Source organism: Saccharomonospora piscinae, assembly GCF_005862235.1.
GTDB classification, from domain to species: Bacteria; Actinomycetota; Actinomycetes; order Mycobacteriales; family Pseudonocardiaceae; genus Saccharomonospora; species Saccharomonospora piscinae.
Map to the genome: position 1 here is coordinate 369437 of NZ_VCEK01000003.1, position 15078 is coordinate 384514.

General features: G+C 71.1%; 12 protein-coding genes. 5 read left to right on the forward strand and 7 right to left on the reverse strand.

The genetic code is table 11. The features are described from left to right. Positions 1–29 precede the first annotated feature (29 nt). The 3 genes from FFT09_RS12890 to FFT09_RS12900 form a co-directional block, all read right to left on the reverse strand. Positions 30–944, reverse strand: coding sequence for a cell division protein DivIVA (locus FFT09_RS12890; protein WP_138382848.1), 915 nt, complete (start codon positions 942–944; stop codon positions 30–32). 103 nt (positions 945–1047) lie between these two features. Then, positions 1048–1833, reverse strand: a complete 786-nt coding sequence (locus tag FFT09_RS12895; RefSeq protein WP_138382849.1) for a class F sortase — start codon at positions 1831–1833, stop codon at positions 1048–1050. Next, complete coding sequence (locus FFT09_RS12900) at positions 1830–3374, reverse strand: MSCRAMM family protein (RefSeq protein ID WP_138382850.1); 1545 nt, start codon at positions 3372–3374, stop codon at positions 1830–1832. The genes FFT09_RS12895 and FFT09_RS12900 overlap by 4 nt, the downstream gene beginning before the upstream one ends. A 325-nt stretch (positions 3375–3699) precedes the next feature. Between FFT09_RS12900 and FFT09_RS12905 the strand changes: the two genes are divergently transcribed. After that, on the forward strand, positions 3700–4530 hold the full coding sequence (locus FFT09_RS12905; protein WP_081191538.1) for a Bax inhibitor-1/YccA family protein: 831 nt from the start codon (positions 3700–3702) through the stop codon (positions 4528–4530). A 76-nt stretch (positions 4531–4606) separates the two neighbouring features. On the opposite strand, the gene FFT09_RS12910 is transcribed toward FFT09_RS12905, so the two are convergent. Together FFT09_RS12910 and FFT09_RS12915 are read right to left on the reverse strand one after the other, a co-directional pair. Beyond that, positions 4607–5827 (reverse strand): acetyl-CoA C-acetyltransferase, encoded by a 1221-nt coding sequence (locus tag FFT09_RS12910; protein ID WP_081191537.1) that lies wholly within the window; start codon positions 5825–5827, stop codon positions 4607–4609. An 88-nt stretch (positions 5828–5915) separates the two neighbouring features. Further along, the gene (locus tag FFT09_RS12915; RefSeq protein WP_138382851.1) at positions 5916–7748 is read right to left on the reverse strand and encodes a bifunctional metallophosphatase/5'-nucleotidase; all 1833 of its coding nucleotides are present in this window, start codon (positions 7746–7748) and stop codon (positions 5916–5918) included. A gap of 147 nt (positions 7749–7895) precedes the next feature. Between FFT09_RS12915 and FFT09_RS12920 the strand changes: the two genes are divergently transcribed. From FFT09_RS12920 to FFT09_RS12925, 3 genes are all read left to right on the forward strand, one after another. Next, positions 7896–9269, forward strand: coding sequence for a cystathionine beta-synthase (locus tag FFT09_RS12920; protein ID WP_081191535.1), 1374 nt, complete (start codon positions 7896–7898; stop codon positions 9267–9269). Positions 9270–9386: 117 nt separating this feature from the next. Then, positions 9387–10880 (forward strand): hypothetical protein, encoded by a 1494-nt coding sequence (locus FFT09_RS22915; RefSeq protein ID WP_167305374.1) that lies wholly within the window; start codon positions 9387–9389, stop codon positions 10878–10880. Between the two features lie 112 nt (positions 10881–10992). Further along, complete coding sequence (locus FFT09_RS12925; RefSeq protein WP_081191533.1) at positions 10993–12156, forward strand: cystathionine gamma-synthase; 1164 nt, start codon at positions 10993–10995, stop codon at positions 12154–12156. A 15-nt stretch (positions 12157–12171) separates the two neighbouring features. Here FFT09_RS12925 and FFT09_RS12930 read toward each other — a convergent pair whose 3' ends face one another. Further along, positions 12172–12444 (reverse strand): hypothetical protein, encoded by a 273-nt coding sequence (locus FFT09_RS12930; protein WP_024874969.1) that lies wholly within the window; start codon positions 12442–12444, stop codon positions 12172–12174. A 112-nt stretch (positions 12445–12556) separates the two neighbouring features. On the opposite strand from FFT09_RS12930, the gene ilvA reads away from it, so the two are divergent. Then, positions 12557–13762, forward strand: a complete 1206-nt coding sequence (ilvA, locus tag FFT09_RS12935; protein WP_081191532.1) for a threonine ammonia-lyase — start codon at positions 12557–12559, stop codon at positions 13760–13762. Between the two features lie 50 nt (positions 13763–13812). On the opposite strand, the gene hppD is transcribed toward ilvA, so the two are convergent. Continuing rightward, a complete protein-coding gene (hppD, locus tag FFT09_RS12940) occupies positions 13813–14997 on the reverse strand; it encodes a 4-hydroxyphenylpyruvate dioxygenase (protein WP_081192309.1) in 1185 nt (394 codons plus the stop codon). Between the last annotated feature and the right edge of the window lie 81 nt (positions 14998–15078).

Consider the following 15078-nt stretch of genomic DNA (forward strand, 5'->3'; position numbering starts at 1 on the left):
GTGCCTTCTCGGCACCTCACGTCACCGGATCACGACCGGCCGGGTGCCTCGGCGAGTGCGGCCTCCTCGTCCGGGGTCGCGGTCAGCGCGGACTCGCTGTGGCGCAGCACCTTGTCGGCCTCGGCGAGCCGGGCCCGCGCCTCTTCGCGGATCTTGGTGAGCCTGCCGACGACCTCGTTGGCCTCGGTGGTGCGGCGGTCGGCCTCGCCGGTGGCCTCGTCGACGAGCTTCTTCGCCTTCGCCGTGGCCTCGTCGACCAGCCGCTTGGCTTCCGCCGTCGCGTCCGCGATCCGGCGCTCGGCGGCGTTCTTGCTCGCCGTCTGCTGGTCGGCGATGTGCTTTTCCAGCGCGCTCTTCTCGGCCGAGACCTTCGCCTGGAAGTCGTTCTCGATCCGGCGGCGCTTGCGCTCGGCTTCCGTGTCGAGGTGCTCGCGCCGACGGGCCGCCTCCGTGGTCATCCGCTGCACCTCGGCCTTGGTGGCGGCCAGCGCCTCCTCGTGCTCCCGCTTCAACTGGTCGGCATGGCCGTCGAGCGTCTCCAGCAGTGCCATGTAGCGCTCGTGCAGCTTCTTCGAGACCTCGCTGCTCTCCGCCCAGTTCTTCTCCGCGGCGGCCTCCGCGCGGGCGAGCACCTCGGCGGCCTGCGACTCCGCGAGCTGGACCGAGCGCTGCATGCGCTCGTCGAGATCCTCGACGCGCTCCGGTGGCTTCTTCAGCTCCTCGACGCGATCCCACAGCGTGGCGATCTCCTTGCGCGCGCTGTCGAGTTCGCGCGCGGACTCGCCCGCCCGCGCCATCGCCGTGTCCCGCTCGGTCATGAGACGGTGAACCTGGGCCTCGAGATGGTCGAGGTACTGCACCACCTGGTTGCGGTCGAAACCATGCCATGCCTGGCCGAACTCCCGCCGCAGCGGAAGCAGACGGTGATCGTGGTCGGAAGCCATGCCACGACCGTACCGCCGCACGCCCGCGCGCCGGTGTCAGGCAGGCCGACCGGGTGAGTGGTGTGCGCCGCCTGCCGGGCCGAGTGCCGCCGGCGCGACCGGTTCACACCGGCTCGGCGATGACCACCCGGTTCTCCGCGTAGCCGGTGGTGCCGCCGAGCCACCGGCCTCCGCACGTCACCAGAACGAGACGGTGGGAGCCGCTCTGCCCGAACAGCTCGCCTGCCCGGGCGGGCAGCTCGTCCTTGCCGAGAGTCAGGATCTGCGTGACCGCGTAGTGGAACCTGGTGCCGTCCTCGTCGGCGACGGTCACCCGCTCACCCGCCCGGACGTCCCACAACTCGGAGAACGGCCCGACGCTGCCCCGCCAGTTGACGTGCCCGGCGAACACGCTGGCACCGCTGGGGGCGTCGAGTCCCGCGCCCCACCACGTGGCCTCGTCGAGATCGTCGGGTACGGGCAGCACGGAGTCCGCCCCCAGCTCCTCCCGCACCAGGGTGGCGGTGCCGCCGTCCGGCAGCCGCACGGTCCCCGGCCGCTGGCCGCTGGGTGCGGTGGCGGGCCGCTCCGCCGCGGGCTGTGTGGGTTCGGAGGAGCGCTCCCCGTCCCCGTCCCCGTTCCCGTCGTCGGTGTCGCCGGTGTCGTGGGTGTCGTTGCCGTCACCGCCGTCGTCCCGGTCTTCGGTGTCCGGCTGGGACTGTGCGGGCGCGGGCGCCGTGGTCGTGGCGGGTACGGCGGTCCCGGCCACGACCACGGGCGAGCGCAGCGCCAGCACGCCCACGATCAGCAGTTCCACCGCGAGCACGCTGCTCGCACCGAGCAGGTACGCCCGGCGTATCCGGCGGCGGCTCTCACCCGCCGCCGGAGTGCCCGAGGTCGACGGAATCATCGCTGGCGCAGGAGCCGTTTCCGTGCGACCCAGCCGGTCAGGCCCGCGACGGCCACCACGAGCGCCCCGAGCGCCACCAGCGCGCTGACCGGCGCGCCGGACATGGTGGCGGACTGCGACGTCGCCGTCGGTTGCGTCCCGGCCGGAATGGTGCGGGGGACCTCGTCGGCGACGTTGCTGATCCGCAATTCCAGCGTGTCGCCCGGGTGGAGTTCCCCGCACGCGGACGGCGGGTTCTCCGGGTCGAAGGCGTCGCCGTAGCCCTGGGGCGGCGTCACCTCGATGACGCAGACCGTCTGTGGTGTGCGGAGGTCCTCGATCGTGACGAGACCGTTCTCGCCCTCGGTGGTGACCACCAGTGGCTCGCCGTCCGAGTCCACGAGGTCCTCACCGTCGGCGCCGACGGCGGGGGAGGTCTTGTCCTCCGCCGTGAGCCGCAACGGGACACCCGCGATGCCCTCGCCGGTCTCGTCGTCCACCTTGGTGACCTTGACGACGCCGGGTGCGGGCACGGCCGTGGTGGCGGCCTCGGCGGTCAGCGTCTGCTCGCCACCGGTGGAGACCACCCGCTGAGTGTCGGCCGTCACCGGGTCGCGGACGTAGGGCCGCTCGGCGGGGGCGGTCAGCGTCGCCGTGACGGAGGGCTGCTCACCCGTCGCAGCCGCGGTCAGGGTCGCGTTGCCACCCTCGTCCGTGACCACGGTGACGGTCTCGCCGTTCTCACCGTTCTCGTCGGTCGTCCCGGCATCGCCCGAGCCCGGTGCGGCGGCACCGTCGGCACCGGTGCTCTCGGCGTTGCCGGTGCTCTCGGCCTCGTCGGCGGGCGGGTCGCCCTCGGCGTCACCCGCGTCGCCGGGCGCGAGGTCGGTCAGCGCGAGCTCGACCTCGACCCCCGGAATGCCCGTCCCGTCGGCGTTCGTGACACTCACCATCCAGTCCGCCGGGGTGTCGATGATCTGCTCACCCTCGGGTGCGGTCACGTTCGCGGTCCACGGTCCCCGGTTGGCCTCGGCGTCGGAGCGCAGGGCTTCCACGGCGTCCTGCGCGCCCTGCGGCAGCTTGGCGAACTGCGCTTCGACGTCGTAGCCGATCTCGGTGAACGGCTTCGACGGATCGAGGTCGGCGGGACTGCGCGGCGCGGCCGTCCAGGAGTGCAGGAGGTGGGCCAGTGCGGCGGCCTCGTCGGCATCGGTGGTGTCGCCGTAACGCAGCAGCAGGTAAGAGATGTTGGCGGCGACGTCGGACTCCAGCGGATCACCCCACTTGGTGAGCAACTCGTCGCCCGGTTCGTAGTGTTCGGTGCTGTCCGGTGCCTTGAGTGCGAACGACACGCAGAACACGTGCTCGCCGTCCACGACGTAGGAGCCGAGCCAGTCGTAGTCCCGGTCGCGGTCGCCCCAGGACTGTCCTGGCGTGGTTCGGTGGCCGATGCCCTCCTCGACCTCGGCCGACGCGGCGGGCGCGACGACCACGAGGGACAGTGCGCCCAGCAGGGCGACGAGGGCCAGGCGGACGGCCGTGGCCAGACGTCTTCGAGTCACGGGTTCGAAACCCCCAGAGTCGGTCGGTATCCCCATACACCGGCGTGGCGCTTCCGGTGGCCGCGCCGGTCGCTCACCTGCCCGTGAGAATGACGTGTGACACACCCGCGGGGCAATCCACCAGGCGGTGGACGTGTGGGGGCCGTTTCGGGAGGATGCGGGGTGGAAGGCGCCCGTGCTCGCTGTTGTTTCGCGCCACCCGGGCACGGTGGTGCCACGAGACGCGAGTGAGCCGGTAAAGTGGCCTTTACTCGATTGACGGGAACCAATCGGCGCGTGCGGGCGTTGAACCCGATGCAAGTGCCGAAAGATCCAGGAGGATCAGGTGCGAACTACCAGCAACCCCGCCTTCCGGAACCTGCCCGCGGCGGGCTCCTCCTATGCGGGCTTCAACCAGCCGCAGGGCGCGCAGCCCGGGTACGGACCGCCGCCGGTGGCCGGTGGGCCGCAGGCACCGTCCGGTGCCGACAGCAGGCCGATGACGGTCGACGACGTCGTGATGAAGACGGGCGCGTCCCTCGGCGTGACCCTGCTCGTCGGCGTGATCACCGCGGTGTGGGCGCAGACGCAGATGGCCGCGGGCTCCAGCGGGGCCGTCACGGGCGCCATGATCGGCGGGATGCTCGTCGGGCTGGTGCTGGCTCTGATCATCGCGTTCAAGCAGATCGCCAGTGCCCCGATGACGCTCGCCTACTCGGCGGCGGAGGGCGTCTTCCTCGGCGCGATCACCGGCGTCTTCGAGATGATCTATCCGGGCATCGCGCTGCAGGCGATCCTCGGCACGGCCGCGGTCTTCGTCGTCATGCTCGTGGTCTACAAGACCGGCGCGGTGAAGGTGACGCCCAAGTTCCGCAAGTGGATGATGGGCGCGCTCGGCGGCGTGCTGATCGTCATGCTGGTGAACCTGGTGCTGAGCCTGTTCGGCGTCAACACCGGGCTCAGGGACGGCGGCACCCTCGCGATCATCTTCAGCCTTGTGGTGATCGGTGTCGCGGCGTTCAGCTTCCTGCTCGACTTCGACATGGCCGACGAGGCGATCCGCCAGGGCGTGCCCGCCAAGTTCGCGTGGTTCGTGGCCTTCGGGCTGATGGTCACGCTGGTGTGGCTGTACCTGGAGATCCTGCGACTGCTGTCGTACCTCCAGGGCGGCGACTGAGCTTTCGCGGCCCACGCGAGAACGACCCAGGGCGCCCGGCCGACCGGCCGGGCGCCCTGTCGCGTGCGGGGCTTTCTCAGCTGAGGCGTTCGAGCACCATCGCCATGCCCTGACCACCGCCGACGCACATGGTCTCCAGGCCGAACTGCTTGTCGTGGTGACGCAGCGAGTTGAGCAGCGTGGTGGCGATGCGGGCACCGGTCATGCCGAACGGGTGGCCCACCGCGATGGCGCCGCCGTTGACGTTGAGCCGGTCGAGGTCGATGCCGAGGTCCTGATAGGAGGGGATCACCTGCGCGGCGAACGCCTCGTTGATCTCCACAAGGTCGATGTCGCCGATGCTCAGACCAGCCCTGGCGAGGGCCTGCCGTGACGCCTCGACGGGGCCGAGCCCCATGATCTCCGGCGAGAGCCCGGACACGCCCGTGGAGACGATGCGGGCCAGCGGCGTGATGCCCAGTTCGCGCGCCTTCGTGTCGCTCATGATCACGAGTGCGGCGGCGCCGTCGTTGAGCGGGCACGCGTTGCCTGCCGTGACCCGGCCGTCGGGCCGGAACGCCGGCTTCAGCGCCTCGACGCCGTCGAGCGTGACGCCGGGGCGGGGGCTGTCGTCGGCCGCGACGACGGTGCCGTCGGGCAGCGTCACCGGGGTGATCTCCTGGTCCCAGAAGCCGTCGGCGGCGGCCTTCTCGGCCAGGTTCTGCGACCGCACCGCGAACTCGTCCATCTCGCGCCGGGAGATGCCCTTGTGCCGGGCGAGGTTCTCTGCGGTCTGGCCCATCGCGACGTAGACGTCGGGAAGCAGGCCGTCCTCGCGGGGGTCGGTCCAGCCGTCGCCGCCGGTCTCGGCCCGCTGCTGGGTGCGGGCCTCGGCGTCGGCGAACAGCGGGTTGTGGGTGTCCGGCCAGGAGTCGGAGGTTCCGTTGACGGCCCTGGAGACGGTCTCCACGCCCGCCGAGACGAAGACGTCGCCCTCGCCCGCCCTGATGGCGTGCAGCGCCATGCGGGTGGTCTGCAGGCTCGACGAGCAGTATCGGGTGACGGTGCATCCGGGCAGGTGGTCGTAGCCGAGTTCGACGGCTACCACCCGGCCCATGTTGAAGCCCTGCTCGCCGCCGGGCAGGCCGCAGCCGAGCATGAGGTCGTCGATGTCGCGCGGGTCGAGCTGCGGCACCTTGTCGAGCGCCGCGCGCACCATCTGGGCCGTGAGGTCGTCCGGGCGCAGGTCCACCAACGAGCCCTTGCGGGCGCGTCCGATGGGCGAGCGGGCGGTGGACACGATGACGGCTTCCGGCATCGGGACACTCCTTCGGGTCGCTAAGCGGTTGCTTAGCTCCATCCTGCCCCGCGCGTCCCGGATTGCAAAGTGGCCACCGGCCCCGGCGTCAGGAGACCGGGGTGATCCGGCCCGCACCGCCCTCCGGGTAGTCGGCCGCGGTCACGGTGCCACCGAGGCCCTCAACCAGGTGACCCTGCACCGCTTGCTGATAGGTGACGCCCACGCTGGTGAACGGCAGGTCGGCGAACGGGTAGCCGTCGCCGCCGCGGGCGGAGAAGTCGTTGGTCGCCACCGAGACGCCGGGACCGGCCACGACCTCACCGTCGGCGACGAGGACCGTGCCGTCGGCCAGCACCACGTCCCGTACCCGCTCGCCCGGCGTCACGATCTCGTGCGTGCCCTCCCGGACCTCCTGTGCTTGCCGGGCCGGGTCGTAGGTGAACGACAGCCCCGCCACCTGCATGAACGCGCCCGCCGCGTCGGGAGCGGCGGCGACACCGCGTTCGAGCAGCTGCCGGAGCACGTCCCGGGGTACGTCGGGAACCACGGCGACGAAGTTGGCGAACGGGGCGACGTCGTAGGTGTCCAGTGCCGTCAGCTCACCCGGGGCGAGCACAGAGTCGTTGCGAATGCCTCCGCCGTTCTGGATGGCGACCCGCGGGGCGGCGACACCGTAGTCGTCGGCGTTCTCGCGGCCCGCCCGGAGCAGGCTGTCGGCCACCAGGCTGCCGAGGTTGGTCTCGCGGCTGCGGACCTCGGCCCGCACCCCGTTCAGCGGCACCTCGCTGCGCGCGAGAATTTCGTCCGCGAGCGAGCTGACGTGCTCGGCGACGGGCTTCTCGACCTCGGCCCGCACCACTGGGTCACCGGCCACGGCGTCCGGGCCGACGCCGGAGACGCGCACCGGGCCGGTGGACCGCTCGTCCACGCCCAGCACCGCGCCGTGCCGGTCGAAGTTCAGCACCAGCCTGCCGACGTACTTGTAGTCACCGGGGACCGTCACCACCGGGACGCGGTGGCCGTCGGCGTCGTCGGCCCAGAGCGGGAACCCGCGTTCCGCGACGTCGCCGGGGATCAGCCGGTCACCCGCGTCGGCGAGGATCTCGCCACCGCCGGCGCCCACCACGGCGTCCACACCGCGAAGCCGGGGTACGAGCGCCAGCTCGTTGTCGATGTCCTGCAGGTGGCTGACCAGCACGATCTTGTCGACCCCGAGGGAGCCGAGGTCGTCCGCGTGCGCGTTGGTGATCTCGGCGAGCTCAGGGCGCACTTCCACGTCGCGGGGACTGGAGATGGCGGGCAGTTCGGGTGTCGTGAGCCCGATGAGGCCCACCCGCTCACCCCGCGTGCGCAGCACGGTGCTCTCCACAAGTGTGCCGTCGGCGGCATGCGCGGCGAGTTCCGGCTCACCGGAGACGTCGAGGTTCGCGCTGACGAACGGCAGCGAGTCGCCCGCCGTGTCGAGGAAGCGATCGAGGACGTCGGGGCCGAAGTCGAAGTCGTGGTTGCCCAGCGCGCTCGCGTCCAGGTCGAGGTGTTCCAGCGCGAGCGCGTCGTAGAACGGCGCGCCCTCGACCGTGCTGGCCGCGTACTCGGGGCCCGCGAGGAAGTTGTCGCCTCCGGACAGGGCGATCTCGCCGCGACGGCCGGCCTGGCCGGGGCCCGGCTTCCCGGTCGTCGCCTCCGCGCGCAGCCGGTCCAGCAGCGCCGCCGCCCGGGACGGGCTGCCGTAGGGCCGGTCGCCGCCGTCCACGATCGGGCCCTCGTCCGTACCGTCGCCGTGCACGCCGAGCAGCGCGGACTCCGCGTCGTTGCTGAACAGCACGGTGAGGGTGAAGTCGGCACGGCCGGGCCGCTCCGCCGAGGCGGGCGCGACGGCGACGCCCAGCACGGTGGCGGTGGCGAGCGCGCACGCGGCGGTCTTGCGGAGGGATCTCACGGGGTCTCCTCGATCATCACACGGACGACGTAGGCGGTGAGCTAACCACACGGGTCCTAATCGGACAATGCTTCGGGCAGGGTCGGCGACGATGGTCGGTTCACCACCGGCCTCTCCCGTGGCGCGGCGACTGTTTACCCTGGTGACATGGATTACGCCGAACACGTCATGGACCTCGTGGGCGACACCCCGTTGGTCAGGCTGAACGCCCTCACCCAGGGTGTCGAACCGCTCGTGCTCGCCAAGGTCGAGTACCTCAACCCGGGCGGGAGCGTGAAGGACAGGATCGCCCTGCGGATGATCGAGGCCGCCGAGGCGTCCGGACAGCTGCGCCCCGGCGGCACGATCGTCGAGCCCACCTCCGGCAACACCGGGGTCGGCCTGGCCATGGCCGCGCAGCGCAAGGGGTACCGGTGCGTGTTCGTGTGCCCCGACAAGGTCAGCGAGGACAAGCGCAACGTGCTCAAGGCCTACGGCGCCGAGGTCGTCGTCTGCCCCACGGCCGTGCCGCCCGAGCACCCGGAGTCGTACTACAACGTCTCCGACCGGCTGGCCCGCGAGATCGAGGGCGCGTGGAAGCCGAACCAGTACGCCAACCCGCAGAACCCCGAGAGCCACTATCACTCCACCGGCCCCGAGATCTGGCAGCAGACCGAGGGCAGGGTCACCCACTTCGTCACGGGTGTCGGCACCGGCGGCACCATCTCCGGGACCGGACGCTACCTCAAGGACGTCTCCGAAGGGCGGGTGCGCATCGTGGGCGCCGACCCCGAGGGCTCGGTGTACTCGGGTGGCAGCGGCAGGCCCTACCTGGTCGAGGGCGTCGGTGAGGACTTCTGGCCCGACACCTACGACCGCTCGGTCGCCGACGAGATCATCCCGGTCTCCGACACCGACTCGTTCACCGTGACGCGCAGGCTCGCCAGGGAGGAAGGGCTGCTGGTGGGCGGCTCGTGCGGCATGGCCGTCGCCGCCGCGCTGGAGCTGGCGAAACGCTGCGGGCCGGACGACGTCATCGTGGTGCTGCTGCCCGACGGCGGGCGCGGTTACCTCGGCAAGATCTTCAACGACGGCTGGATGTCCTCGTACGGGTTCCTGCCGCCCGAGTCGCAGGACGCGACGGTCGGGGAGGTGTTGCGGCGCAAGGACGGCACCCTGCCCGACCTGGTCCACACCCACCCGACCGAGACGGTGGCCGTCGCCGTGGCGATCCTGCGTGAGTTCGGGGTGAGCCAGATGCCCGTCGTCAGTGCCGAGCCGCCGGTGATGGCGGCCGAGGTTGTGGGCGCGGTCAACGAGCGCGACCTGCTGGACGCCCTGTTCACGGGCAAGGCGGCGCTGGCCGACTCGCTGGCCGATCACATGTCGCCGCCGCTGCCCACCATCGGCGCGGGCGAGCAGATCAGCTCCGCGATGAACGCGCTCGGCACGGCCGACGGCGCGATGGTGCTGGTCGACGGCAAGCCCGCGGGTGTGGTGACCAGGCAGGACCTGCTGGCGTTCCTCTCGGGGCACGCGTGAGGTGACAGTGGTCATCGGACGCGCTGCCAGGGGCGTTACACCCTGAACAGTGCCGCATCCGATAGCGTGTGCGCGAGCGAAATCACCAAGGTCCTCGTCAAGGGGGTTCACGACCCAATGAGTGCTCCGCAGCCACCGAACCAGCCCTGGGGTGGCGAGCAACAACCCCAGGGGCCGCCCAGCGGTCCGCAGCCACAGCAGAACAGCCCGTTCGGCACGTCCGAGCCGACGCAGGTGGTGCAGCCGCAGCAGCCCCAGGACTCCCAGGGCGAGCAGCAGCAACAGCAGTTCGGCGAGAGCCCCGAGCCCACCCAGGTCGTTCAGCCGAACCAGGGTGCGGGGCAGGGGGAGAACGCCGAGTCGACGCAGCTCGTGCCACCGAACTCGCAGCCGCAGCCCGCGATCCCGTACGCGCCCCCGCCGAGCGCGGCCGACAATCCGGCCGCGGTGAACCCCCAGGGCGGTTTCGGGCAGCAGTCCCCGGCCGGCGGTTTCGGTGCTCCGGGGCAGATGGGCCAGCCGGGCCAGATGGGTCAGATGGGGCAGCCGGGCCAGATGGGTCAGCCCGGCCAGCCCGGTCAGCCCGGGATGCCGGGAATGCAGTCGGGGCCGCAGCCGCAGCAGGGCTTCGGGCAGCCGGGCCAGTTCGGCCCGCCGCAGCAGGGTGGTTTCGGCCCTCCCCCCGGTCAGTTCGGTCCTCCCGGACAGCCGGGCTTCGGCGGTGGCCCCGGTGGCCCGGGAATGCCCGGCGGCGGGGGTGGGACGAACGTCGTCGGCATGATCGTCGGCGGGATCGTCGCGCTCCTCGGCCTCGTCTCGCTCATCTTCGCGTTCATCGACTTCGGTGATGCGAGCGAACTCAGTGACCTGATCGACAGCGTGCCCAACGGGGGCCAGATCCTGGAACAGGCAGGCATCGCCTCGCCGGGAACGCTGATCTTCTACCTGATCCTGACCATGGTCGGTGCCGTGGCGACGATCGCGGGCGGCGTGCTGCTCGCGTTGGCGGGCAAGCTCAAGGGCGCGCTGCAGAAGCTCGTGCCGTTCGTTCTCCTCGGCGGCGGTGCGCTGCTGCTGGTCTCCGGCATCCTGCTGATGATCGGGACGACGGTCAACGACGAGTTCGCCCAGCAGTTCGGCGACATGGGCAGCCTCGGTACCGCGATGCTGTACCTGATCTTCGGCATCCTCGTGCTCGCCGCCGGTGTCCTCGGGGTCCTTCCGGCCACGGCGAAGTTGCTCGGCCTCGGCGGTGGCTCCGGTGGCCCGGGCGGTTTCGGTGGCCCCGGCGGCTTCGGCCAGCCGGGTCAGCCGGGGGGTTTCGGCCAGCCCGGTGGCTTCGGTCAGCCGGGCCAGCCCGGTCAGCCCGGTCAGCCGGGTGGCTATGGCCAGCCGGGCCAGCCGGGCCAGCCGGGCCAGCCCGGTGGCTTCGGGCAGCCCGGCGGGCAGTACCCGCCGAGCGGTGGTTTCGCTCAGCCCGGTGGATACGGTCAGCCGGGTCAGCCCGGTGGCTTTGGTCAGCCGGGCCAGCCGGGTGGTTATGGTCAGCCCGGCCAGCCGGGCCAGTCCGGCGGGTTCGGTCAGCCGGGGCAGCCGCCGCAGCAGTGGTGACGTTCTGACACGACAAGGGCCGTGGGTTGACCTGGCGTACGCGCGCCGGATCGCCCACGGCCCTTCGTGTGCCGCGACGGCGGGGTCAGGGGGCCGCCCGTAGGCTGTGGGCATGGTTGCAGACCCCGCCCACTACGGATTCGAGACCCGCGCCATTCACGCAGGGCAGAAGCCCGATCCCCGAACGGGATCGGTGATCGTGCCGATCTACCAGACCTCCACCTACGCTCAGGACGGCGTCGGCGGTACCCGCGAGGGCGACTACGAGTACTCCCGCACCGCGAACCCGACGCGCACGGCGCTGGAGGAGGCACTCGCCGCGCTGGAGGGCGGCAGGCACGCCCTCGCCTTCGCCTCGGGGATGGCGGCGGGCGACGCCGTGCTGCGGACCACCCTGCGCCCCGGCGACCACGTGGTGCTGGGCAACGACGTCTACGGTGGCACGTTCCGTCTCATCGACAAGGTGCTCACCGAGTGGGGTGTGGACTACAGCGTCGCCTCGCTGTCCAACCTGGACGAAGTCAGGACAGCGATGCGCCCGGAGACCAAGCTGGTGTGGTGCGAGTCGCCCACCAACCCGCTGCTGGGCATCGCCGACATCGCCGCGCTCGCCGAACTCGCCCACGTGGGCGGGGCGAAGCTCGTCGTCGACAACACGTTCGCCACGCCCTACCTTCAGACGCCGCTGGAGCTCGGCGCCGACGTCGTCGTTCACTCCACCACCAAGTATCTCGGCGGGCACTCCGACGTCGTGGGTGGCGCGGTGGTGACCGACTCCGACGAGCTGCGCGAGAAGCTGTTCTTCCTGCGCAACACGGCCGGTGCGGTACCGGGCGCGTTCGACGCCTGGCTGACGTTGCGAGGACTCAAGACGCTGGCCGTGCGCATGGAGCGGCACTGCGGCAACGCCGAGCTGATCGCCGAGGCGCTGTCGGTGCACCCGAAGGTCGAGCGCGTCTACTACCCGGGTCTCGCCGAGCACCCACACCACTCGCTCGCGGCCAAGCAGATGCGCCGGTTCGGCGGGATGGTGTCGTTCACCCTCTCCGGAGGGGAGCGCGCCGCTCTCGACGTGGCGGCCGGGACGACGCTGTTCACCCTCGCCGAGTCACTCGGCGGCGTCGAATCGCTGATCGAGCACCCGGGGCGCATGACGCACGCCAGCGTGGCCGGTTCGCTGCTGCAGGTTCCCGACGCGCTCGTGCGGCTGTCGGTGGGTATCGAGGACCCCCACGACCTGCTGGCCGACCTGCGGCACGCGCTCGACGCGTCCTGAGCGGGCGGGCCGGACTCAGGGTCGGAGGTTGCTGGGGGAGGTGTCGGCGGTGGTGCCGGGCCGGTCGCGGTCCGCACCGACGCCGGCCTCCTCCAGTTCGGCCCCGGTGACACAGCTGCCGACGAGCGTGGCGTGCTGCCCACCCGTGAGGTAGTGCCCGGAGTCGCACTGGGCTTCGGTGACCGTGTAGACGGCGGCGCCGGTCAGCGCGAGTGCGGAGACCACGCCGGCGAGCAACGGCATCACACCAGCGGAACGCGGGCCGTCCGATGTGCGTGCCGTTCCCATACGTCACTCTCCCGCCGTCGAGCCACCGATGTGCGACAAGCTTACCCAATCGTGATCTGGCCAAGCAGGTAACCTCCCAGCGACTCTGCGTGCAGTGACATCATCGGCGGTTATGGGACTTGTCAGCGTGGACACAATCCGCGACGCGAGGCGCCTGCTGGAGTCCGTCGTGCGAATGACGCCGATGGAACACGCGCGCGACCTCGAACCGCCGCACGGCGGGCCGGTGCACTTCAAGTGCGAGAACCTGCAACGCACGGGTTCCTTCAAGATCAGAGGTGCGTACACCCGCATCCACGGGCTGAGCGAGGAGGAACGCGCCCGCGGCGTCGTCGCCGCCAGCGCGGGAAACCACGCACAGGGGGTGGCGCTCGCGGCGTCACTGCTGGGCAGCAAGGCGACCGTGTTCATGCCGGAACGCGCTCCGCTGCCCAAGCTGGCCGCCACGCGCGGCTACGGAGCTGACGTCCACCTGCACGGCGAGGCGCTGGAGGAGACGCTGGCCGAGGCCGTGGCGTTCGCCGAGCGCACGGGTGCCGTGTTCATCCATCCCTTCGACCACCCCGACATCATCGCGGGGCAGGGCACCGTCGGCCTGGAGATCCTGGAGCAGGTGCCCGACGTCGCGACCGTGCTGGTGGCCACCGGCGGCGGCGGGCTCGTCGGCGGGGTGGCGAGCGCGCTGAAGGGCGTGCGGCCCGACGTGCGGGTCGTGGGCGTGCAGGCGGAGGGTGCGGCGGCGTTCCCGCTGTCGCTGTCGGCGGGCAATCCGGTGCGGCTCGAACGCACGCAGACGATGGCCGACGGCATCGCGGTGGGCGCGCCGGGACCGGTCACGTTCGAGCACGTGCGTTCGCTCGTGGACGACGTCGTCACCGTCGGCGAGGAGTCGCTGTCCCGGGCCGTGCTGCTGTGCCTGGAACGCCGCAAGCTGGTCGTCGAGCCCGCGGGCGCGGCAGCCGTGGCGGCACTGCTGGAGCACAGCGGCGTGTTCGAGCCGCCGGTGGTGGCGATCCTGTCCGGCGGCAACGTGGACCCGCTGCTGCTGTTGCAGATCATCCAGCACGGGATGACGGCCGCGGGCCGCTACCTCAGTCTGCGCCTGCGGGTTCCCGACCGGCCCGGCTCGCTGGCGGGGGTGCTGTCCCGGGTGAGCGAACTCGGGGCGAACGTGCTGGACGTGGAGCACTCACGCATCTCGGGGCGGCTCGCGATGGGTGAGGTGGAGATCGCGCTGAAGCTGGAGACGCGCGGCCCCGAGCACTGCGCCGACGTGGCGGCCCAGCTCCAGCGCGCGGGCTTCCGCGTGCTGTTCTGACGGCGGCCCCCGGTGGGCGCCTGCGTGCGTGCGGCGCCCACCGGGTCGGCTCAGAGGTTGCCGCGGCGTTCCTGCTCCCGCTCGATGGCCTCGAACAGGGCCTTGAAGTTGCCCTTGCCGAAGCCCAGTGAGCCGTGCCGTTCGATCAGTTCGTAGAACACGGTCGGCCGGTCGCCCACGGGCTTGGTGAAGATCTGCAGCAGGTAGCCGTCCTCGTCGCGGTCCACGAGGATGCGGTGCCGTTTCAGCGTCTCGATCGGTACGCGCACCTCACCGATGCGGGCGCGTAGCTCCGGGTCGTCGTAGTAGGAGTCCGGCGTGTTCAGAAACTCCACGCCCGCCGCGCGCATGGCCTCCACGGTGGCGATGATGTCGTTGGTCGCCAGAGCGATGTGCTGGCAGCCCGGGCCGTCGTAGAACTCGAGGAACTCGTCGATCTGCGAGCGCTTCTTGCCCACCGCCGGTTCGTTGAGCGGGAACTTGACCCGGTGGTTGCCGTTGGCGACGACCTTGCTCATGAGCGCCGAGTAGTCCGTGGCGATGTCGTCGCCGACGAACTCGGCCATGTTCACGAATCCCATGACCCGGTGGTAGAAGCTCACCCACTCGTCCATCCGCCCGAGTTCGACGTTGCCGACACAGTGGTCCACCGCCTGGAACAACCGCTTGGGCGCGCCCTCCGGCTTGGGCACGCTGCGGTCGCGTGCCTCGTAGCCGGGCAGGTAGGGGCCCGAGTACCGCGAGCGGTCGACGAGGGTGTGCCGGGTCTCGCCGTAGGTGGCGATGGCCGCGAGCCGGACGGTGCCGTGCTCGTCGGAGACCTCGTGCGGCTCGGTCAGCACCGTGGCCCCGCTGGCGCGCGCGTGCTCGACGCACTGGTCCACGTCGGCGACCTCCAGCGCCAGGTCGGCGACACCGTCGCCGTGCCTGCGGTGGTGGTCGAGCAGCGGGGAGTCGGGCCGCACCCCGCCGTTGATCACGAATCGCGCCGAGCCCGACCTGAGCACGAACGACTTGTACTCGGCGTTTCCGGTCTCGGGGCCGGAGTAGGCCACGAGGTCCATCCCGAACGCCGACTGGTAGAAGTGCGCGGTCTGCGTGGCGTTGCCGACCACGAACACCACCGCGTCCATCGCCCTGACGGGGAACGGGTCGCCGGCGAGGTCGTGGTCGACCAGACCCACGAGCTGCCGCAGCTGGTGGTAACTGACGTCGTCGAGTGCTGAGTTGGCCATGGCACGCAGCATGCGTCCCGGCGCGCAGACTGGGCAACACTCAGACGATTCACTGGACAATCTGCTCGGTTAGGCTGGCAT

Bases quoted from the DNA above. Each gene is read 5' to 3' on its own strand.
- FFT09_RS12890 (WP_138382848.1), bottom strand. From the start codon at position 944: ATGGCTTCCGACCACGATCACCGTCTGCTTCCGCTGCGGCGGGAGTTC.
- FFT09_RS12895 (WP_138382849.1), bottom strand. From the start codon at position 1,833: ATGATTCCGTCGACCTCGGGCACTCCGGCGGCGGGTGAGAGCCGCCGC.
- FFT09_RS12910 (WP_081191537.1), bottom strand. From the start codon at position 5,827: ATGCCGGAAGCCGTCATCGTGTCCACCGCCCGCTCGCCCATCGGACGC.
- FFT09_RS12920 (WP_081191535.1), top strand. From the start codon at position 7,896: ATGGATTACGCCGAACACGTCATGGACCTCGTGGGCGACACCCCGTTG.
- FFT09_RS22915 (WP_167305374.1), top strand. From the start codon at position 9,387: ATGAGTGCTCCGCAGCCACCGAACCAGCCCTGGGGTGGCGAGCAACAA.
- FFT09_RS12925 (WP_081191533.1), top strand. From the start codon at position 10,993: ATGGTTGCAGACCCCGCCCACTACGGATTCGAGACCCGCGCCATTCAC.
- FFT09_RS12930 (WP_024874969.1), bottom strand. From the start codon at position 12,444: ATGGGAACGGCACGCACATCGGACGGCCCGCGTTCCGCTGGTGTGATG.
- ilvA (WP_081191532.1), top strand. From the start codon at position 12,557: ATGGGACTTGTCAGCGTGGACACAATCCGCGACGCGAGGCGCCTGCTG.
- hppD (WP_081192309.1), bottom strand. From the start codon at position 14,997: ATGGCCAACTCAGCACTCGACGACGTCAGTTACCACCAGCTGCGGCAG.